The sequence below is a fragment of the Thermofilum uzonense genome (assembly GCF_000993805.1).
Taxonomy (GTDB): Archaea; Thermoproteota; Thermoprotei; order Thermofilales; family Thermofilaceae; genus Thermofilum; species Thermofilum uzonense.
Map to the genome: position 1 here is coordinate 340,012 of NZ_CP009961.1, position 20,844 is coordinate 360,855.

At 48.3% G+C, this 20,844-nt stretch carries 17 protein-coding genes; 7 read left to right on the plus strand and 10 right to left on the minus strand.

Features of this window, described 5'->3' with window-relative positions:
* Window positions 1-9: 9 nt before the first annotated feature.
* Entirely contained in the window at window positions 10-297 is a 288-nt protein-coding gene (locus MA03_RS01865) for a HypC/HybG/HupF family hydrogenase formation chaperone (protein ID WP_052883646.1), read from the minus strand.
* A 104-nt stretch (window positions 298-401) separates the two neighbouring features.
* Here MA03_RS01865 and MA03_RS01870 point away from each other — a divergent pair, with 104 nt between their 5' ends.
* Together MA03_RS01870 and MA03_RS01875 are read left to right on the plus strand one after the other, a co-directional pair.
* A complete protein-coding gene (locus tag MA03_RS01870; RefSeq protein ID WP_052883647.1) occupies window positions 402-920 on the plus strand; it encodes a 4Fe-4S dicluster domain-containing protein in 519 nt (172 codons plus the stop codon).
* Entirely contained in the window at window positions 917-2,803 is a 1,887-nt protein-coding gene (locus MA03_RS01875) for an aldehyde ferredoxin oxidoreductase family protein (protein ID WP_236944907.1), read from the plus strand. The genes MA03_RS01870 and MA03_RS01875 overlap by 4 nt, the downstream gene beginning before the upstream one ends.
* Window positions 2,804-3,133: 330 nt before the next feature.
* Here MA03_RS01875 and MA03_RS01880 read toward each other — a convergent pair whose 3' ends face one another.
* The gene (locus MA03_RS01880; protein WP_052883648.1) at window positions 3,134-3,928 is read right to left on the minus strand and encodes an SDR family oxidoreductase; all 795 of its coding nucleotides are present in this window, start codon (window positions 3,926-3,928) and stop codon (window positions 3,134-3,136) included.
* 33 nt (window positions 3,929-3,961) lie between these two features.
* Here MA03_RS01880 and MA03_RS01885 point away from each other — a divergent pair, with 33 nt between their 5' ends.
* The 5 genes from MA03_RS01885 to brxL all read left to right on the plus strand — a co-directional run bounded on the left by MA03_RS01885 (window position 3,962) and on the right by brxL (window position 9,047).
* Entirely contained in the window at window positions 3,962-4,762 is an 801-nt protein-coding gene (locus MA03_RS01885; RefSeq protein ID WP_191118657.1) for an ATP-binding cassette domain-containing protein, read from the plus strand.
* Complete coding sequence (locus MA03_RS01890; protein ID WP_052883650.1) at window positions 4,743-5,963, plus strand: SufB/SufD family protein; 1,221 nt, start codon at window positions 4,743-4,745, stop codon at window positions 5,961-5,963. Before MA03_RS01885 ends, MA03_RS01890 begins: the two co-directional genes overlap by 20 nt.
* Window positions 5,964-6,086: 123 nt before the next feature.
* A complete protein-coding gene (locus MA03_RS01895; protein ID WP_052883651.1) occupies window positions 6,087-6,617 on the plus strand; it encodes a QueT transporter family protein in 531 nt (176 codons plus the stop codon).
* A 132-nt stretch (window positions 6,618-6,749) separates the two neighbouring features.
* Window positions 6,750-7,616 carry a hypothetical protein gene (locus tag MA03_RS01900; protein ID WP_052883652.1) on the plus strand — a complete coding sequence of 289 codons (867 nt, stop codon included), beginning with the start codon at window positions 6,750-6,752 and terminating at the stop codon, window positions 7,614-7,616.
* 18 nt (window positions 7,617-7,634) lie between these two features.
* The gene (gene brxL / locus MA03_RS01905) at window positions 7,635-9,047 is read left to right on the plus strand and encodes a BREX system Lon protease-like protein BrxL (protein ID WP_052883653.1); all 1,413 of its coding nucleotides are present in this window, start codon (window positions 7,635-7,637) and stop codon (window positions 9,045-9,047) included.
* Window positions 9,048-9,082: 35 nt separating this feature from the next.
* Here the strand turns inward: brxL and MA03_RS01910 are convergent, their stop codons facing one another.
* The 8 genes from MA03_RS01910 to MA03_RS01945 form a co-directional block, all read right to left on the minus strand.
* Complete coding sequence (locus MA03_RS01910) at window positions 9,083-9,844, minus strand: creatininase family protein (RefSeq protein ID WP_052883654.1); 762 nt, start codon at window positions 9,842-9,844, stop codon at window positions 9,083-9,085.
* A gap of 53 nt (window positions 9,845-9,897) precedes the next feature.
* The gene (locus MA03_RS01915) at window positions 9,898-10,992 is read right to left on the minus strand and encodes an ABC transporter ATP-binding protein (protein ID WP_052883655.1); all 1,095 of its coding nucleotides are present in this window, start codon (window positions 10,990-10,992) and stop codon (window positions 9,898-9,900) included.
* Window positions 10,993-10,995: 3 nt separating this feature from the next.
* Complete coding sequence (locus MA03_RS01920; protein ID WP_191118658.1) at window positions 10,996-13,194, minus strand: ABC transporter permease; 2,199 nt, start codon at window positions 13,192-13,194, stop codon at window positions 10,996-10,998.
* Window positions 13,195-13,339: 145 nt separating this feature from the next.
* A complete protein-coding gene (locus MA03_RS01925; RefSeq protein WP_052883656.1) occupies window positions 13,340-14,890 on the minus strand; it encodes an ABC transporter substrate-binding protein in 1,551 nt (516 codons plus the stop codon).
* A gap of 89 nt (window positions 14,891-14,979) precedes the next feature.
* Window positions 14,980-16,134, minus strand: coding sequence for a motility-associated ABC transporter substrate-binding family protein (locus MA03_RS01930; protein WP_052883657.1), 1,155 nt, complete (start codon window positions 16,132-16,134; stop codon window positions 14,980-14,982).
* A gap of 40 nt (window positions 16,135-16,174) precedes the next feature.
* A complete protein-coding gene (locus tag MA03_RS01935) occupies window positions 16,175-18,268 on the minus strand; it encodes a metallophosphoesterase family protein (protein WP_052883658.1) in 2,094 nt (697 codons plus the stop codon).
* Window positions 18,269-18,306: 38 nt separating this feature from the next.
* Window positions 18,307-18,948, minus strand: coding sequence for a hypothetical protein (locus MA03_RS01940; RefSeq protein WP_052883659.1), 642 nt, complete (start codon window positions 18,946-18,948; stop codon window positions 18,307-18,309).
* 10 nt (window positions 18,949-18,958) lie between these two features.
* Window positions 18,959-20,803, minus strand: coding sequence for an ATP-dependent DNA helicase (locus MA03_RS01945; protein WP_052883660.1), 1,845 nt, complete (start codon window positions 20,801-20,803; stop codon window positions 18,959-18,961).
* Between the last annotated feature and the right edge of the window lie 41 nt (window positions 20,804-20,844).

Consider the following 20,844-nt stretch of genomic DNA (forward strand, 5'->3'; position numbering starts at 1 on the left):
AACCCGGGTCTACCTCTTCTTGAGCTCCTCTGCCAGCCTCAAAATATTCTTATACATTTGTGCCATTAGTTCGCCTTCCTCGCCTAAAGTCTCTCTTATGAAAGATATTTGTTCGAGTATACTTTCCTCTGTGAGCTTAGTTATAATAACGCCTGCATGAACCACCACAAGGTCGCCCTTCTCGACTCTACCCTCCGATATTCCTATAAACACTTCACGTGTAATCCCGTCGCCATAGTCGACCTTAGCGACCTTGCCGTCAGTGTCCAGAACCACCGCCGAGGAACCCCAGCACATACTCTTCAACTTTTTCAAAGTAACACGTTAATATATATTAATTGTAAAAAAGAGAATAAGAATAACGTCAACATCTATATAAGGCGCTTATCCCAGCTTGAACTGTGGCCCAGCAGATATTCATTCTACGCGACCCACTACGCTGCTCCGGATGCCGTTTATGCGAGGTCGCATGCTCTCTACACCATGAAGGTACTGTATGGCCGGAGGCCAGCAGAATAAGAGTATTCGAGTTATACCCTGGGGTGGACGTCCCCCAGACTTGTGCGCAGTGCAGGGACTACCCCTGCATAAAGGCCTGTGGCCAGGCGGCTCTAAGGGTTGATGAGAAAACAGGTGCGGTTATAGTCGACGAGGCAAAATGCACGGGTTGCGGGGACTGTGTAAGGGCCTGTCCGGGCAAGGTCATGAGGCTACACCCGAAGACAGGTAAGGCGATGGTTTGCGACCTTTGCGGTGGTGAGCCGGAGTGCGTTAAGGCATGCCAGGATGCTGGCTTCCATGCTCTACAGGTTGTACCTTATGAGAGTGTTGCCCTCAAGATCTACTCAATATTCCCCGAGGAAGTGGCAAGGAGGCTGCACGAAACACTTTACGGGGGAGAAGAGGTGTTTCTAGGATGATCTACGGGTATCATGGTCGCCTATTAGATATAGACTTGTCCCATGAGAGAATAGGAGAGCATCCTCTAGAGGAAGAAGTTCTACGCGACTATATAGGGGGCCGCGGACTAGCCGCTTACATTCTTCTGCGAGAACTTGGCCATAGATGGGAAAATGTAGACCCCTTAGGGGAAGAGAACATACTACTCTTTCTAACAGGCCCTCTTACTGGATACTATCCCGGAGTTAAGCTGGCGGTATCAGGTAAGTCTCCACAAAGTAACGGCATTGTAGGGAGTGTGCTTTCCTCAGAGGTTGCTATTGAGCTCAAGGCGGCTGGATATGATGGTGTATTGGTCAGGGGTAAGGCTAGGGACCCCGTCTATGTATACATTGAAGGGGAACGGGTAGAGATAAGGGATGCAAGCCACCTATGGGGTCTAAACGGGCGTGAAACATTCAGTAGGCTGATGAAGGAGGTCTGGAACAACCTTAAATCTAGGAATCTAGCCCGTCAAGGGTTGACAAAAGAGCCGAGCTTTGTCTACATTGGACCTGCAGGCGAAAACAAGGTCAGAACTGCAGCCGTTATGGCTAAGCTGGCACACGCCGCCGGCTACGGTGGTTACGGAGCTGTCATGGGCTCAAAAAACCTGAAGGCACTCGTAGCAAAAGGATTTGGTCCCATGCCCAAGCCAAAGCACCCTGAGTGGGTCAAGCTCCTCATTAAAGAGTCCTGGAACAGGCTAAACCGGAGGACAACCTTCAAGCAGTGGGGTACGGGTTCAGGGGGCTACCAGACCGCCGCGCTAACGAGCAGTGAGCCTGTGAGAAATTGGCAGGAGGAATGGCACGACAACCGCGCTATGGGACAACAATACTTCGAGGCTCATTGGGTTAAAAGATTCTGGGCTGATTACGGGTGCCCCTCGGCCTGCATGAAAATATCCTACTTGAGGAGCGGGGCTAAAAAGGGTGCCCTTACAGACACTCCGGACTACGAGCTTCAAGCCTACATGGGGCCAAATCTAGGCGTCTTCGAGCCTCGCAGCTGCATCTATTTGTCATCGATCGCTGACGACCTCGGCCTTTGCGGTATACAGACAGGTAATCTTCTAGGTTTTGTAGCCGAGCTCTACGAGAAAGGTCTGCTAAGCGAGAAGGATCTCTCAGGAGTTAAGCCGAAATGGGGGGATGCCGAGGCGTTTGCACGGCTTATGTTAATGATTGCTAAGCGTGAGGGGCTAGGGAAAATCATGGCTGAGGGAGGTTTTAGGTTTGCGCTTGAACTTCAGAAACTCAAAGGAGTAGATGTGAGAAAATACCTTGTACACTCGAAGGGCATAGCTATAGGGGCTCACGGAGTCAGGAGCGGAAAAGACTATCTTCCCGAATTCTCTTACGCTACAAGCACACAAGGCGGAGACCACACATCAGCCCCCAGAAAACCATATGAGGCACCCTGGGGCGAACTATGGATGACCTTCCCTGATTCAGCGGTTATCTGCGCCTTTAATGCGGAGACAGACCTTATGTTCCAGTTTCTTGAAGCGATAACAGGGTTCGGGATCACCCGCGAGGAGTGGATGAACGCTCATGCAAAAAGAATATTATCCCTCCAACGCGTCGCCCTTTTGCTCGGGGGACCAGACATATACTGGAGACCTCTAGAGGACGATGATCTTCCTCCACGTTTCTATGAGCCGCTCCCCTCAGGTCCTTTCAAAGGTAAAGCTGTGGAAAAGGAGAAGATTGAAAAAGAGAGAGCGGAGTACTTCTCCTTCATGGGTTGGGACAGCCTAGGAATCCCCAAGGAGGAGACACTACAGAGCCTGAACATAGAGTTTGTGAGACCATTCTTGGCAAGAGTCAAAGGAAGAGTGAATAATACGCAAGAAAATTAGTTTATCTCTCTTGCCGTTATCATATATCCATGTACCTACCACCAGCTAGCTCTTGATAGACGAACCATTCAAGCAATTTTACTGAACAGCACTCCAGGCTAACAGATAGCTCGATCTCCATTTGGATTAGTGCTTGATGCGGGAAATAAAAAGCAAAGGAGGTTTCATACGCCATAATATCCAGATATGAGAGTAGATGGCACGTTTAGGCATGAGTCGAGGCTATTACCCCTCGAGACTCTAGTCTACACACTTTAAAAGAGGGGAGCCACGTCTTACCCTTGCAAGGCTTCACGATTGTATGCCCCTAAAGTACCAGGGAAGTGAATACTAGAACACAGACACCTGCTTACCACCGTCGACAGGTATCATGGCCCCATTTATGTAGGAGGCGTAGTCACTCGCAAGGAAAGCTGCAAGGTATCCTATCTCTTCTGGAGTTCCCAAACGTCCAGCTGGGATATCAGAGGTCAGTCTTGATAAGGCCTCTTCGAAGCTTATCCTTTCCTTTTCCGAGGTAACACGCGCTATCTCTTCTACCCTCCTTGTTTTTATAACTCCAGGCATGATCCCATTAACTGTGATACCATTGGCCCCGACTTCACGGGCGAGGGTCCTTACAAGCCCTGCGAAGCTGATCCTGATCACGTTGCTCAGAGCTAGGTTCGGGATGGGCTCCTTTATAGCTAGGCTCGTGAGGAAGATGATCCTCCCCCACCTCTTAGATATCATGTAGGGTAGAACTATCCTAGTGAGGTATATCGCGGGATAAATCAGTAGCCGGAAAGCTTCCTCCCAATCATTCATATCGAAGTCCATGAATCTCCCGGGCTTTGGGCCTCCTATCGAGTAAAAGAAAACGTCAGGCATTCCCAGGGAGCCAAGTTTCTCAGAAATTCTTTCCAGGTCCTCACGCTTGGTGAGATCTGCTGGGATAATGTGAGGCTCTCTACCGGAATACTCCTTGATTTCTTCGCTAGCCTCCTTCAGTCTAGCCGGGCTCCGAGCCACAATAATAACCTTGGCGCCGGCTCGGGACAATACCTTAGCAACGCCGAGGCCTATACCGCTTGAAGCCCCGGTGACCAGGGCTATTTTTCCTTCTAGGCTTATTACGATTGCCATGAAATATAATTGATCATATCTCTAGATTTATTTTTGTCTAGTGACGCACTAGTTCTAATTTATACGCAGCAAAAGTTTATTTCGCCTAACAAGTGGAAGACATGGGTGCAGGTTTTCTTGGAACTCAGGGTTGAGCGGCTCACAGCTTCCGTAGACAGCAGTGAGATAGTTAAGGATATAGATCTCCTTCTTAGAAGTGGGGAAATTGTACTCCTGCTAGGCCCCAACGGTGCAGGCAAGACTACGCTTCTCTCAGCAATAGCTGGGCTTCCACGCGTTCATGTTTCGCGTGGCCGTATTTTACTGGGAGGCGAGGACGTTACCCCTCTGCCAGCCTATGAGAGAGCGAAGAAAGGCATAGTCCTATCCTATCAGATTCCACCAGAGTTAACGGGAGTTAAGGTCTCAAGGCTGGCCAAACTGATAGCAGAGCGCATGGGAGGCGAAGATCTCATTGGGGCTTTATCAAATATACTTGAGATAAACCATCTGTTCGAGAGAGACGCATTTAGGGGTTTCAGTGGTGGTGAGCGAAAGCGCGTCGAGGTCTTCCTGACAGCGCTTACAAGGCCAAGGTTCGCGCTCCTTGACGAGCCTGACAGCGGCGTAGATCTTGATAGCATAAAGCTTATCGCGGAGGCTATCAGGTTCATGGTTGAGAAGCTCAGAACCGGTATGTTAATCGTTACACACACGAGAATCTTAGCCGAGCGTGTCGGCATAGAAGCCCATGGAGTGGTGTTGAAGGAGGGCCGTATAGCATGCTCGGGTCGGGCTTCTGAACTGTTAGAGTTACTCGAGGAGAGGGGGTTTGATGGTGTCTGTGGTGGATAGGGAAAAGGTTCTTAAGGCATTGGAAAAGGCCTCGCCTTACGGACCAGACATCGACTTATCAGCCTACAAACCTGCGGGCTCGGTATACGGTTTAGAATCCTCTATGGAGGGTCTTGAAGAGTCTGTAGAGAAGAAGATAGGTGTAAAGCCGGGACAGCTGAGTTACCTTCAGTGGGGCGAGACCGCGCTCGCAAAAGCGATGTCGGAGAGGTTTAAAGAGGTGGGCGTTACTGTAGAGCCCTTAGCGCAGGCATTAAAAAAGTACGAGCTCGCACGGAGACTTGCATGGAAGCTCATAGAGCCCGACGTGGATAAATATACAGCTCACACGTTCCTGTACGGAAGGGAGGCTGGATACTTTGTATATGTGCCTCCAGGAGTAAAGACTCCTTGGCCAGTCTACACATGCCTAAGCCTTTTCACGGGTTACGATGAAGTTCAACATGCCCACAATATTATTTATGTCGACGAGGGTGCTGAAGCTCATGTCACGACAGGCTGCTTAGTCCCCCATGGGAAAAGCGGTGGCCTACATATCGGCGTGTCCGAGTTCTATGTTGCTAAAAACGCTAAGCTAGTCTTCACAATGCTCCATTCATGGGGTGAAGGAACACACGTCAGACCACGAACCGTTGTCCGCGTGGAGGAGGGTGGACAGTACCTGAGCTATTATGCCCTTTACAGCCCAGTGGCTTCAGTCCAGACTTATCCAAAGGTATACCTAGACAAAAATGCTAACGCTAAGCTAGTCTCGGTTGTAGCAGGTACAGGAAATGGCTACTATGACCTTGGTGGCGAGGCCCTCCTACGTGGCGAAAATGCCTCCGCAGAGCTTGTTTCTCGAGTTATCGCGAGTAAAGGCTCTAAAATTTACACGAGGGCTAAGATCAATGCATCGGCTCCCGGAGGCAAGGGTCATATTGAATGCCTCGGCCTACTAATGGACAACGAGTCGATAATAGAGGCCATACCTGTCCTCTCCTCCTCAAAACAGGAAGTCCAGTTAACCCATGAGGCGGCCATTGGGATGATAGCAGGCGAGAAGATAGAGTACCTGATGTCTAAGGGCTTCAGCGAGGATGAAGCGAGGAGTATACTTCTTAGAGGATTTCTCGCTGCGGAAGTGCCCGGTATCCCGCCAGCGGTGAAGGTAGAGATAGATAGGATCATAGATTACATAGTCAGGCATGCGTTTGGATAACCTCAACCATCAATTGGCGTGTATTTTTGTAGAAACGCTTGGTTTAAGCCCCTGAGGGTTTCTCAACCCGCTCAAGACACTTGGATGAAGAGATTTAAATAAAGGGATACGCGTGAAACACCTGTGGAGTCTCGCAAGATAGCCTTAGCCAGCCTGATAGCATCTCTCTACGCCATACTAGTATACATTCTTCCAATGACGTCATTTCTCCTTTGGCAGGTACGGATTGCCGACTCTCTTCTGCCCCTAGTCACTGTTCTTGGTTATCCAGCCGTAATAGGAGTCAGTGTCGGCTGTTTCATTGGAAATATCCTGGCTGCCCCTTGGGGCTCCTCAGGCCTTAATTTCCTTGACGCATTACTCGGTAGCTTGGTGAACTTTGTCGCGGGATACACTGCATATAAGCTCGCCTACAGGAGGGGATTTTTACTAAGGGTTGCCGCTGTTCTATCACAAGTTATGATAGTGAGTATTGGAGTGGGAAGCTATCTGAGGTGGTTCCTTTTATGGGCCTTTAATACAGATGTGACGCTGGTGGTCTCCATTGCAGGTGTATTACCCGGCTCGCTGGTATCTATTTTCTTTCTAGGCTTACCTCTATCGTTGGGAGTTGAACGTGCTTTAAAAACAACAGGATATCGCGTAGAGGTTTAGGACCTATAAGTCTCCCTTACACCCTTCCAGGCCGTTTCAAGTCTAGTTTTCTTCTATTCAAGGTCCCCGGTTCAAAGGAGAAGCTCACGCCTGGAGTAAGGTTATTAGATTACCAGAATCAATGTTTTCTGTATGGTTGCGATTGACGCAACGAGGCCCTCCCGCCTCTCACTCCTGGGTCGATACGCTTTCCCAGTAATAGTGCTAGTCTTCGCTACTGGGGATTTTCTTGGACAGTTCACAATCTATGTTCCCTTGGTCTTGCTCGGCATCTACCACCTTTTTTCATACGAGTTAGGCTGGCCCGAGAAGTTTTTTACACTCGCCCTTTACTCCTATTCTTTCGGCCTTAGTCTGATAGGCTATTCAAGTTTAAATGATTCTTTCTTCTTGGGCTCTCTGATACTCTCCCCGATAGCCCTTATAACGATAGACGTCGAAAGGCTCTTCAGTGAGTACCGCCTCACCAGGAGCACCCTCGAAATTAGAGGTATCAGGAAAGACTCGATCATCCCACGACTCACTGTAAGATACATCCCAACGTATATCATAGAGGAGGTCAGAATTAAAAAGCCGATCCTCTCCCGTCTATTCCGGCTAGGGTACCTCGACCTTTCCGTAGGGACACCGGCAGGAGGAATCGTGTTCAAAGGCATACGCGAGGACTCCTCCTTATTCAAAAATCTCATAGGACTTGCATCAGGAGTCGATCTACCCCATAAAGAAACAGAAAAAATAATTCTCTACTCCTCGGGAGATGGTTTTGAGGTTAAGGGATCATTTAACCGTGAGAAGGCACATAATCCCTTAACGATTTTTTACCGTTTCCTCCTTTTCTTCTCGAACACCTTCAACTCTACGCTTCACGTGGAGGATGGTTTAAATTCTCAAAGTAATACCTCCAAAGAAGATGAGAACTCCCTAACCCGTATGAGTGAAAAAGACAAAAAAGCTCCACGGGATTCAAGGTTACGAAATCGCATCGAGAGGCTCCTCTAACACGCGGGGTGATGGCAAGTGTCTATCAACATAGACGAGAAGGTCAGAATGCTGTTCGGAGAGTACGCAGTAGACAAGAGCCTTACACGAACTGGTTCTGTTAGCAGGATACCCGCCTTTATAGCTGAGTTCATGATAGGCCGACTATGCAGTGAGCCCGGCGAGAAGTGCATCGACGAGGTTACAGCAAAGGTAAACGAGTTATACCCTGAGCCGAGCTCAAGGGAGTTGTTCCTTGGCAGGCTGAAGGAGAAGGGCGCTATAAAAATCCTAGATGAGTTTAGGGTACGCGTCAACCTGAAAAAAGACTTGTTTCTCCTCCAGATACCCGCCCTAAGCATAGATGACGCGCTCATAGATGAGAGGATAATAAAAGAGAACGAGAGGCTCTACAGTGGGCTTTGGGGAGTTGGATTGCTCATTTACGACCCTGGGCTACAGACAAAGGGTAAGAACTTGACCCCCGTGATGATGGAGGACTTCGAGCCTTTCCAAGCCTACAATATAGATGTCGAGGTTTTTAGAGAAGCTAGGACGAGTTTTTCACTTGGGGAGTGGATAGACGTGCTTGTTACGAGCGTGGGCCTAAACCCTTCAGCGTACAGTTTGAAGCAAAAGCTGCTCTTACTCGTGCGACTAATCCCCATGGCTGAAGCCAACGTTAATATCCTAGAGCTTGGACCCAGGGCTACAGGCAAAACATTCACATATAGAAACTTGACCTACTACTCGAGGATATACTCCGGCGGAATCGTGTCGCCCGCAAAGCTCTTCTATGATGCTAGAAGCAACATTCCAGGAGATCTCGTCGTGAACGACGTTGTCGTCTTCGACGAGATAAGTAAGATAAAGTTTTCAAACTCTGATGAGGTCGTAGCCAAGTTAAAGGACTATATGGTGGACGGATACTTCGAGAGGGGCGGCTTTCACCCGAAGAGACCAAGCACCTGTTCCCTGGTACTTATAGGCAACGTGGATGCAGAGAAAACTGCTACCACGCAAGGCATAATCTCGCACCTCCCTAGCTTCATGCATGACACAGCCTTTTTGGACCGTGTTCACGGCTTCATACATGGATGGGAGTTGCCCAAGATTATGAAAAGCGATGAGCACCTGGCAAGGGGCTATGGGATCGCCTCCGACTATCTAGCCGAGGTACTTCACAGGATAAGGACTGAAAGCCTCGAAAAGGAGGTCGAGTCAACCTTTGAGCTGCAAGGAGCCCCAACAATAAGAGACGAGAAAGCTGTTAAAAAGCTGTTATCAGGTGCTCTAAAGCTATTATTCCCAGACGAGGGTTATGATAAGGAGGAGCTAGCCCTTGTCGCGGAACCGCTCGTAGAGCTCAGAAATAACGTGAACAGGTTGCTCAACGCGTTGTCACCACGCGAATTCCCGGCTAGAAACCTGAGATTAAAAGTGCGAGGATAAACTCCAATCCCTTTCTCTGCTATCCTCAGGAGCTGCTAGGCTTTCCGAGACGGGATGTCGACTAAGGAAAGCGTCTGCCTGAGCTTCAAGTAAATCTGCCTTATCTCCTCTACAAGTGCTTCAAGATACTCTTCAGCCTTCTCAGGACTAAAGACGACCTCACCCTCTGTTTCAGAGTAGTTGATTATGGTCCCTGGCAACGGATATGCTCGCACGCCAGCTGAGGCGGTGAAGATCGCATCGCTACTATACTGGCTTTTCTTGACGATGTTTGGTCGGAAGAGTTCAATGAGCGCAGTCTCGTCCGTAGCCGCGTGTCCCCCCTCCTTCCCCAAGTACTTTTTAGTTAATCCCCTGTCTCGTGCAAGTGTCCACCAGTCGATAAGGAGTGTCGCAAGCCTGTGGTCAAGCCAAGCTCTCCGAGCAGCGTTGTCTAAAGCGAGAGTGTTGCCCCCATGGCCGTTTAGTATCAATGCTATTCTAATGCCATGAAATGCAATGCTCTCAAGAACGTCGTAGACAATGTTTTCCAAGCTCTCAGGCCTCACTCTTATAGACCCTGGATAACCATGTAAGCTGTTCGTGACACCGTAGTTTAAGGTTGGGAGGATAAGAGCGTTGATTTTCACCGCGAGTTTCTCAGCTATCAATTCAGGTATATAGTTGTCAGTGCCGAGAGGAAGGTGAGGGCCGTGAGGCTCGATAGTTCCTATGGGAAAAATAACTGTGTCTATTCCTTCGCTGAGAAGCTTCCCGACCTCAACATAAGTGAGTTCGGCTAACCTGCGACTTGCCACGATTTCTAATAATTCCTAAAGCCAAATATCAGTTTATTGGTAGCTTTGCAGCTTTAAGCGAAGCTTTCCTCCTCCCAGCCCGTAACCGGGAAGACGCTAACCTCTGAAGGCTTTATGGCGAGTCTTATTTTCTGACCTGAGCTGAGTTCTAGCGCTGGATCAAGAAGGGCTGTTATCCTCTGATTTCCAACTCTAACCTTAACCTGGTTGAACATGCCTATGAACATCTGGATCTCGACTATGCCCTCTAGTGCGTTAGACTCGGATGCATCAACTTTAAAGTCCTCGGTTTTCATTATGGCAGCGACCTTGTCTCCCTCTCTCACGGTGTGTCCAGGTGCGATAAACCCCTCAAGCGACTGTCCATCAAAGGACACCTTTACTTTTTCTCCTGATATTTCCCTGGCAATCCCTACAAGGTACGTGCTTCTCCCAATAAATGTTGCAACAAAGAGGTTGTTAGGTTTAGAATATATCTCCTTCGGGGTGCCTACCTGGAGGATTTTACCTTTGTTCATCACCGCTATACGGTCAGCCAGGCTCATGGCTTCCTCCTGGTCATGAGTCACATATACTGTCGTTATCCCAAGCGATGACTGTATCCTCTTTATCTCTTCACGCATCTCGATTCTCAGTTTAGCGTCAAGGTTACTAAGCGGCTCATCGAGCAGGAGAACCTTCGGCTCCACTACTAAAGCTCTCGCTAGGGCTACCCGTTGCTGTTGCCCCCCGCTTAATTGCAGAGGATACCTGTCCTCCAAGCCCTCAAGCCTTACTAGTTTCAGAGCATCCCTAACCCTCCTCTCTATATCCTCGTCGCTGAGTCCAAGCTGTTTCCGTCTAATCTTTAGACCATAGGCGACATTCTCGAAGACCGTCATGTGGGGCCATAGCGCATAGTTCTGGAACACCATAGCCGTATTCCTCTGGTAGGGCTTCACGAATGTAACGTCTTGATCTGCAAAGAAGACCTTACCCTCCTCGGGGACCTCGAAGCCAGCAATGATGCGCAGGAGGGTTGTCTTCCCGCATCCACTAGGGCCTAGCATTGTGAAGAGCTCTCCATCGCGGATCTCTAGCGAGACATTGTCTAAAGCCTTAACCTTCCCGTACACCTTTGTCACATTCAAGATCTTTATCCACACCATAGCTCACACCCCGATGAACGCATACCTCTGCTTTAATACTCCTACAACAATTAACATTGCGACCAGCTGTATAAATATAAGCAGCACTCCCATAGCAGCGGCGATTTGAACACCTATCGGCGACCCTCCCTTATAGACATTCATCATATAGTATGTCATTGGCGCCTGTGATGGGTTAAAGTTCCCGATCGTTATGCTCGTGCTGACCTCCGTAGCCATGTAAATAAAGCCCAGTACCGCTCCGCTGAAAATATAGGAGAGGATGAAGGGCAACACGACACCAAAAACAACCTTAGCCCTGGTAGCCCCCAGGTTAAGCGCGGCCTCCTCCAAGCCGACGTGAACCTGCTGAAAGCCCGCATAGACGGATCGAACCACGTAGGGCAGTTTCCTCACACTGTAGGAGACTACCAGCACTACCCAGGCTTGGAAAGCCCCAATCGAGGCAGGGTCTAGAGGAGTTCCAGAGAATATAGTTGTGAAGAAGTAGTAATAGCCCAGGGCTATCACTAATCCAGGGATAGCTATAGGCACGGTTGCAAGAGTATCAAGTAGGTTGGAAAGCCATGATACACGTATCCTGCTCACGCCATAGCCGACCATTACTGCTACGACGACAGCCAGTATAACGGAGAGTGCAGCATAGATTAAGGTGTTCCTGATATAAGTGAATACACCAGGGTCGGTGAACAATCTCTCGAAATAATCGAGTGTAAAGCTTCCCAAGTTTATCTCGAAGCCTCTTGAAGGCATGACATTGAAGGCTAACAGGAAAACACCTATCTGTGGAAAAGCAGTTAATAGTACTAGGGGGAAGACGATAAGATACACTACGAGCTTCCCCAGGGGACCGAGTGGACGAGCTCGGGAAACCAGTCTGCCTCCACGACTGATCATCGCGTAGGAACGCATCCCCACATAGTTCCTTATGGCAAGGAAGCCCATAACGGCGATAAAAAGCATAACTATACCGAGAGCCGCAGATTCAGGTGATACTATTCCTGTCTGCGTCATGAATCCCCTAAATATCTGAGCACTCATAAGATTCCACTCCTGGAAGATTAGAGGCGCTCCGACATCCTCTAGGCTGAAAATATAAACGATTATAGCTCCGGCAACTATTCCTGGAAGAGCTAGTGGGAAGGTGACGCTCCTGAAGAGGGTGAAGCCCCTAGCTCCAAGGTTTTCTGCTTGTTCCTCGGTGCTTGGGTCAACGTTAAGGAAGGCACTGTAAGCGTTGAGGTAGACTATCGGATAGAAGGAGATTATTTGTGCTAAGGCGACTCCTACCAAGCCGTCCAGTCTAAGCTTCCATCCAAATAGACTCTGGGTTACGAGGGAGATTGGACCATACTCGCTGAAAAGGATCTTGACTACATAAGAGTTTACAAAGGGGGTCACGAATAATGGGACAAGGGACAGTATTCTGAGGAAATCCTTGCCTGGGAAACTATACCTTGCAAGTATGAAAGCCATAATGATTCCTATGGCTGTAGCTGCCGAGGTCACGAAGAGGGAGAGTATCAGGCTGTTAACAAGCGCTCCATAGTTCAGACCTTTGATAACATAGAGCGTCTCGTTTCCGAGCTGAACAGCAAAAGCGAACTGCTCCCCTGGGAGAGTTTCCAGCCTAACATACTCGCGGGCGGAGAAGATTCTCTGAAAGTTGGAGTACCATGCACCACCTGAGGGTGCCCTGAACGCATTAACGAGAACAAAGAGTATGGGCGAGACAAGGAATACTATTAGGAAACTAGAACCAAAAACTATGAAGACCCACAACAGAGGGTCTAGCTCGTAAAGAGTTGTCCGGATTCTTCTCGTGAGAGAGACAATACCTTTCCTGGCTTCACGTGTCCTCTTAAAGGATTGAATTTTTTCGTAGAGAAATCCTCCGGCCGCTGTTGCAAGTAAGGGTGTGAGAAGAAACGCGACGCCGCGTGCGATTCCATGAGCACCAATCGAGATAAGGAAAAAATCATAAAGTAGAGTGAAGATTGCTAGGAAGCTTAGCCCTGAACTGAATTTAATCCACCTGTAGTCGTAGCCAAGCTTGTATAATATTACAGCCGAGGCTATGCACGCGATCCACAATATTGGATCAACAAGGTTGAGAATAGCTGGAGTGATGAAAAACGTAAGAAGATATGCAATCGACAGGACGGCTCCGACCGTCCAAAGGGTTCCTCTCCTGATTCTCACAGATAAGCACCTAAAAATCTTAACGGACTCTCTTTATATTCTTAATTATAACTCGAGCTCTTTATACCTATACATGGTCTGTGAGCGTGTTTTTGCCCACAGGAAAGATATTTAAGAAGAAAAAGGGAAAAAAAGAATTCTTTTTCTAGGAGCCGGTCATCTGTTTGAGAAGTGATTGTGTATTGAGGTATCTTTGTCTGGCCCCTTCGCGCCACTGATTCATCAAGTCCTGGTATATTGAGGGGTTATTAGCCAATTGGTTGCTGATATTTATTGCGTAGTCGATGGTGAATGTAGTTTTCTTCTTTGTTAATGGGTCAGTGAATATTATTGGGGCAGTTAGAGAGTCAACAAGCTTATTGAATTGGTCCTTAGTTATCTTACCGTTGAGGTATGCCTGGGCGATCTGAGCCCAAACGGGTTGGAGGTCGTCGTGCGCGTCTACAAGTGTTGCTTTAAAGTAGTCTACGACGGCAGTAACCCATAGAGAGGATAGCGTCTCATTAAAGTTGATTCCACCAGCGTTCTGCACGTCTTCAAGGGCTTTCTTCAAGTCAGGTCTCTGAGCTCCTTGTGGAGTATCAAAGACCTTCGGGTTGATCGGAAGCCTGTTAATATTCGGGTCAAGCCATACTAGCTGCCCTCCAGTCTCGTTGAGAACCCAGGCGACAAAAACCGCCGCCTCCCTTGGATGGCTTGCACCCTTAAGTACGGCTATTGGGTCGGCATTTACTATGCTTTCACCGTTGGGTATGATGTATAGACAGGCAGGGTTTTGTTGTTGTGCAGTGTAGCCGTAGAAGTCTATTGTTGTCCCGACAGCTATGTCTCCTCTTATAACTGCATCTCTGACGTCGCTGCTACCGCTGTAAATCTTAGCGTTAGCTGCGAGAAGTGTTAATGCTTTCCAGCCTGCGTCCCATCCGTATGCTTGAAGAATGATCTCGAACATTCTAGTGTTACTTGTACTCATCGTTGGGTCAGCTGTGCCTACAAGTGGTACTGCTGGGAGGTTTTTAGCGTAGATAGGGTTCCCGAGATCTGACCACTTCTTTGGCATGGGTAGCCCGTATTTGCTTAAGAGATCTTTGTTCACCGTAAAGCCGAAACTGCTTATACTGGCGCCTATCCAATGGATAAGGCCGTCGTTTCCCACCTTATAAGTTGGGGCCCCTGCGATAGTTTTGGGTATCTTTGCAAGCTCCTGCTTCACCAGGCTAAACTCGGGTATCTTACTCTCGTCTACAGGCTCAATGAGTCCCTGCTCGTCTATAAGGTTAAAGAGAGTAGGGCCTCCGCCCCACGCTACATCTATCCCCCTACCCTTGGAGACTGCATTTTTGATGTATTCAGGCCATTGCTCTGCATTCACAGGCAAGAATACTATATTTACAATGTTGTACTTTTTAGCTACGTTACTGTTAAGGAACATTCTCCTGGTGAGATCCTGAATTGTTTGCTCATGCCTTGTGATTACATAGAGCGTGACCCCGCTTGGCTGTGTCGGCTGTGTGGGTTGTGATGGTTGTGTTGGTTGTTGTGGTTGTGAGGGCTGTGTTGGCTGCGATGGCTGTGATGGTTGTTGTTGAGACGGCGGAGCCTGCTGAACGGGTGGTTTTTGTAGGAACAGGAAAGCGGCTCCAATAACTCCGATAAGAAGTACCACGGCGGCTAAAATAACGATGTTCTTGTTCATTTTATATCACTATCGAGTATCCAGCATATATGTTGCTTAAATCCTTAACCTGGCTTACCATATAAGAAATATACGAGAAAAAGTTTTACTTAACTAGTCTTGTGCTTGTGGAGGAATACTAACGCGAGAGCTACTAGGACAAGTATGGCCTCCACTATTGAAATTATCATCAGCGTGTTAACAGTACTTGTTAGGGAGTTAAGTGAGCTGGTCAGGCTGTCAACCTTGCTTGATAGGCTGTCGACGCTTGATTTGAGCCCTTGGATCTGGCTAGCCTGGGTATTAATTGTTCCAGCCATTGCTTGTGTATTCTGTGCGAGTTGTGCGATTGCGGCCTGGGTCGGAGCCTCAGTTAACACGTATACCCACCACCTGAAGAGATTGGTCACAAATGTTGGGCCGTCTAAATCTTTACCGTAATAGCTTGAAGCCCACGCGGGCTCATAGTCGCCGTAAATGCTTTCGCCTGAGACAACTATGAGAACGTTCTTGTCAGGCCAGTATTCAGCGGCATACATGACAAAGTCGTGATCACCTGTTCCCTTGCCGTAACTCATGAGGTCGTAGACGTAGGGAGTCGGGGGAGTGTTGTCGCCCATGTAGCTTTTATGAGCCCAAACGAGACGTATTAATCCGGGAAATGTCTCCTTTACAGGGTCATGGTATTTGCCCTGGGCGTCCTGCCAGATGATACAGCCTGGCCCATGCATGAGTATGGGTAGGGTTATATCTCTCTTCAGAAGATCGGTTCTGAGGCCAGGATAGTTGTCGGGCTCTACGAATGTGAGCATTCTGTAATAGGCTTTTGCTGTCACGTCAGGGTTATCGCTGTAGACAGCCCCGTGCTCTAGCCTGAGCTTTGTTCCTATTCCTGCTAGGAGGTCGTTTAGCTGGAGTATTGTTTTACCGCCAGGACCATAGTCGCTGTCTCCTGCTACATAGAGAACCTTGTTGCCTGTGTTAAGCCATGCCTTAATTGCTGCGATTTCGTCTGGACTGAACGCGACTGTAGGTTGCCCCAGTAATAGTATATCAACGTCTTTTAGTGTTGAGGGGGTTATAGGCTCTTTTATAATCTTCCATGTTACGAAGGTTATGTTCCCCATTATATAGTTTAGATATTTGTTGCTTTCACCGTGACCTAAATCGGCGGCAACGATAACTGGCTGAGCGGAAATGTTGTGCGAGAAAGCAATAATTGCCATCAAGAACAGTAATATGATTAATGTTTTTTCTGTTTTCATCAATGATGATAGGGCTAAAAAACTTATAAAATTTACCTTTTCACTTTTTCCTCCTAGTGTATTTCGTGAGACCCAGCAACAGTATAAAGAGGGCTGCAGCTATTAGGACTCCAAGCAGGATTGTTGCAAAGTTCAAGGATTCAGGCTTGGCTTCGCTTGGCTGTGTCGGCTGTGTGGGTTGTGATGGTTGTGTTGGTTGTTGTGGTTGTGAGGGCTGTGTTGGCTGCGATGGCTGTGATGGTTGTTGTTGAGACGGCGGAGCCTGCTGTGCTGAATACAAGGTAAATTCTTTTGTGGCCTCGTGGCCAGCATAGTCTATGACCTTTACTACGAGTTTAGCTTCGCCAGCGTTTTCAGGGATTTTTCCTTGGAGTTTAAATGTCAGGGAGTTCAAGGGGTCAAGAATCGTCCCGGGAGTATAGAGTTGTGGGCTTAGTGCATACTCATTGTTTCCTACTACCAGTTTTGCCGTGAAGTTCGCTACACCCCATTCCTCGTCGCCCGCGCTTATGTATGCCTGGAAGGAGGCTCCAGGCACGGGTTTCTCAGGTATAAGCATTTTTAGATTTATAGTTGGAGGTGTGGTATCAGGGGCGTTGTTCAGTGCTACGACGAGTTTACTCTGATATGGGAGTTTTATTCTAACAGCTAGGAAGAGCTTGTCCCCCATCACTAACTTGTCTGTGACGCTGAAGAGTGAGCCTCCAGTTGACTCAATTACCTTTGCCGAGAAGTCACCGTTCCAGGGTAGACACCAGACCATGGTGTTTTCCAAATTGAGGTAGTTTAGCTTGTTTTCAAGTGTTAATACGTATGCATGCGGCCACTGATACAAGGATGTGGGTGTAAACACCTGGTTTGAGACGCCAAGGTTATTTCTAGGCGGATAGATTCCGACAGGGATGGAGTTTTGTGCAAGCTTACTTGAGTCGTTTGCGAAGCCTATGAAGGTTGGAGGCTTCACGGGGAAGTCTATTAGTCCAGATTTGAGGTCGAGCAAGTAGAAGTCTAGCCCATCGTATATTGCTGAGCCCATGCCCAGGGTAGTTATCGTTAAAAAGTATGTAGTCTTGCCTGTGCGGGTACTGGTATACTTGACAAAAACGTCTCTGTGCACGTGTCCAGACAAGACATAGTTAACGCCGTTTTCCTCAACTATCTTCAGGAAATACCGGGTGATGTTCATATTCCCGCTCCAAGAGGAGTATATTGGGGAGTTCGGGTTCTTCTCTGGATCGTATGGCGCTATCACTTTTGCGTCATCGTAGGTTGTCTTTAACTCGCCCTGGTAGTAGAATACGGGGTGATGAACAAGTATCACTTTTACTGGTATCTGGGAATACTGCTTTAACAGTCCTTCAGCCCATCGTAGTTGCTCCAAAGTCGGGTAGCCCTGCTCGTACGAGTACAGCCCGATTATCAGTAGCTTGTCCGCTATAACCCTATACCATGTCGTGCTCCCGAAGTACACAAGCCATGCGTCAGGAGGAGTATCGTGATTTCCCGGGATCGCTAGAATAGGATACGAGTAGAGAAAGGCGAGCTCATATGAGTATGCCCATCTATACTGTTGCTCGCTGGCTGTGTCGGCCACATCACCTGTGTCAATGATGAAGTCTGGCCCAAGGAGGCCCGACATAACGTAGCCCGCCAGCCTGTTCATGTCGCCAACAATCACGTCAGGTTGTCCGGCCCCGTAGTGCTGGTCGCTTACGTGTACTATTTTAAGCGTCGTCTTGGAAGTGTCGTAGACCCATACACTCCTAGGAATCTCTGTTTTAGACTGTCCTACAAGTACAAGATCGTAGAGGCCAGGCTTAACGTCGCCGGGAATCGTTACTGTTACGACTCCGCTCGAATAGGAGACCGTTACGGTGTAGTTTGCAACCACTAGTTTTTCTCCGTTTAGGAAGACAGACCATATGTAACCTGTCTTTGGCTGGTCCTGCGTGCCGGCTAGCTTGAACGAGAAGCTCTTTCCCGGTAAGACTATAGCTGGTTTACCCATGCCCAGGTCAGGGGAGACGGATACCCGTGATAGCGACGGGATTCCTGGTAATGAGGGTTGAGAGGCGGCGATGAGAGAATAAGAGAGCATTAATGCTAAAAGCACAAGGGTTGTTTTTTTCTCCATCGGGTTGAGATAGTTAATATTCTTAATATGATTTTTGGTTAATGAGCCTTAGATCGCAAGAATTCACGAAGTTTCATAGCGGCTTTTTCGGAAACAGATAGGCTTTCGCTCAGACTGTTGAGCCACACCGGAAGCAGGTTTAGCTCTAATATGCCAAAAGCATAGTCGAGTGTGTCGGGCGAAAAATAATATCTTATGATGCTGGATACGCCCATATTCTCGACTTCACGGAGAAGGATTTGTCCGTGCTTACTGGGAATTTCCTCAAAGGAAATCTTCTCCATTTTACCATTCAGTACAGAGAGGAAGCGTCGATTCCAAACATCAGCAACAAAGCCATTGTATAGCTCTCCTGGGGAGCTCAAGTAAGTCGGTATACTTGTAACGTGGATTTGTACCTCGCCTGGAGCCCGAATAACTCCGATCTCTCCACAATCACTCAAGTAGCGTCTAAGGCACACAGTATACCCTCTACTAGGATTAGCTACCGCAACCACCCGGAAGAAAGCTCTTTTACCCCTAAAATGTACAGCAACCCCTCGGTTGCTTGTTACAGAGAAGTCTATCGGAAGACCAATAAATGAGGCTCTCTCAAGTGCCTCAGCCGCTATCTCTGCTAGGGCTCTCCCAGCAAGCTTTTCAGCCTCCTGCGATACAGCGTATTCTTCCGGGCTAGCCATCTCTCACACCCTACAGTTTCACCCGATCCCACGGGGGCTCGATCGCATCGAGGCGGTCGTGAGTAATGGGTCGAGCAAGCTCGCGCACATAGTCAGGGAACAAGGCGATATAGTTTTGGTAGCGGTAATCTCCAAGAATCAGCACGGCTTGATCTCTTGGTCCCCTGAGTGCCCTGCCCAAAGCCTGAGATGCTTTTCTTATCGCTGGATAAACGTACGCATAGAAGCGTCCTTTTTCCTCGCCGTAAAGCTTCTGGTAGTATTCAATATACAGTTTTGTCTTTGTCGTGGGTCTTTCGAAGGGTATGCCTACCAGGAAAACACACATAAGCTCCTCGCCAGGATAATCTGCTCCCTCAGCAAAGCGTCCCCCCATTGGCGCAACCAAAAGACCATTCCCGGTATTCGCAAGAGCCTTAAACCTTCGGAGCATCTCTGATGCCTCCACGCCCGTCATGTCCCGTCTCTCCTGGAAAACCTCATAGCCCAGACTCTCGGCTTTATCAAGGAGACCGGCCTGGACGAGCCTGGACTGCACTCTGTAACTTGCAGTAAAGACCGCTGTGTTCCGCTTTATCCTTGAAAGAGTCTTCACGATGGCTTTAACATACTTGTCAGCCATCTCGATGCTGAGCTCCTCTCCTCTAGTTGTGAGGTCTTTGACTAAATAAACTGATGCGTTGGTCTCATCGTAAGGGCTAGGAACAGTAATAACGTAATAGTCCCTGAGACCAATCGTCTCCGCAAAAGCCTCCACAGGAGCCAGGGTTCCAGACATAAAGATGACACGCTTGAATGACTTCCACACGCTTGAGAGTATCTCGCCAGCTCGCATGTCCCATATGTTGAGGTAGATTCGTCCATTGAGTTTCTCAACTATGTGGGCTATGCCCTCAACTCCCTGAAGCTTCAGAGCCGTCTCAAAGAAGGTAGAAAAATGGTATAAACTCGACTGAGGTCTCTTCCCCTCCTTGAACCTCTTCTCCCTAATTCTTTCTCCTAACTCTAGTGCACGCACAAGCATTCTCTCATAATTTCCGGGTAGAAGTGATTCCGGGCTGAAGATATCGCTTTCCTCTTCCTCTAGTTTACCGTAACGCGTGAGAACCTCTCGGTGTACAGCCTCTATAAACTCAGCGACCTCCTCGTCCTTTGCTTCCTCAGCCTCCCTGTAAGCACGCTCCATAGTACCCTCTGTTATCGTATCTCCCCCTAGGTTCAGGTTTTGAAGATTATGGGCCTCGTCTACTACGAGTATGGACTCCTTGAAGGGAAAGACTCCTTTGACACTCCAGCTCAGACTTTCATCAACAACGTAGTTGTAGCTCAATGAGATAACGTCTGCAACTCGTAGTAATTCACGCTGGAGGAAATAGGGGCATACGCCAATAGCACTCGCCGAACTGTATATCTCGGAGTAGGTTAAGGCGCCTTTATCTATTAGAAGTTGAAGATCAACACCCTCCCTTAGCTTTTTATAGTAGGGACACCTACTCTTTTCGCGGCTACAAATATATGATACCTCTGAATAGTCAAGATTCTCCCCGAATCGCTTGGCAAGGAGACACATATCCTTTTTACCGCGGAGACCTAGAGCAACTAGCCTAACACCAGCTTTCTCCCTGAAAACTTTAAACTCTTCCACCGGTCGATCAGTTTCGCTACCCGTTCTCACAGCCCATACAATTCTTCCACCCTTCTCAAGGAAGGGGAGCAATGCATGTATTACTACAGGTGTCTTACCGAAACCCGTGGGAGCCTCTAAAACTATGCTCTTTCTTTTAATCTGCTCTGATATTATCTTGGCTACTTCTAGTTGGTGTCTCCTTGGCTTATACGGGAAACGTGCAGTCATTAAACAAACACTTCACATCCAATTACTCAAAACTAAAGTTT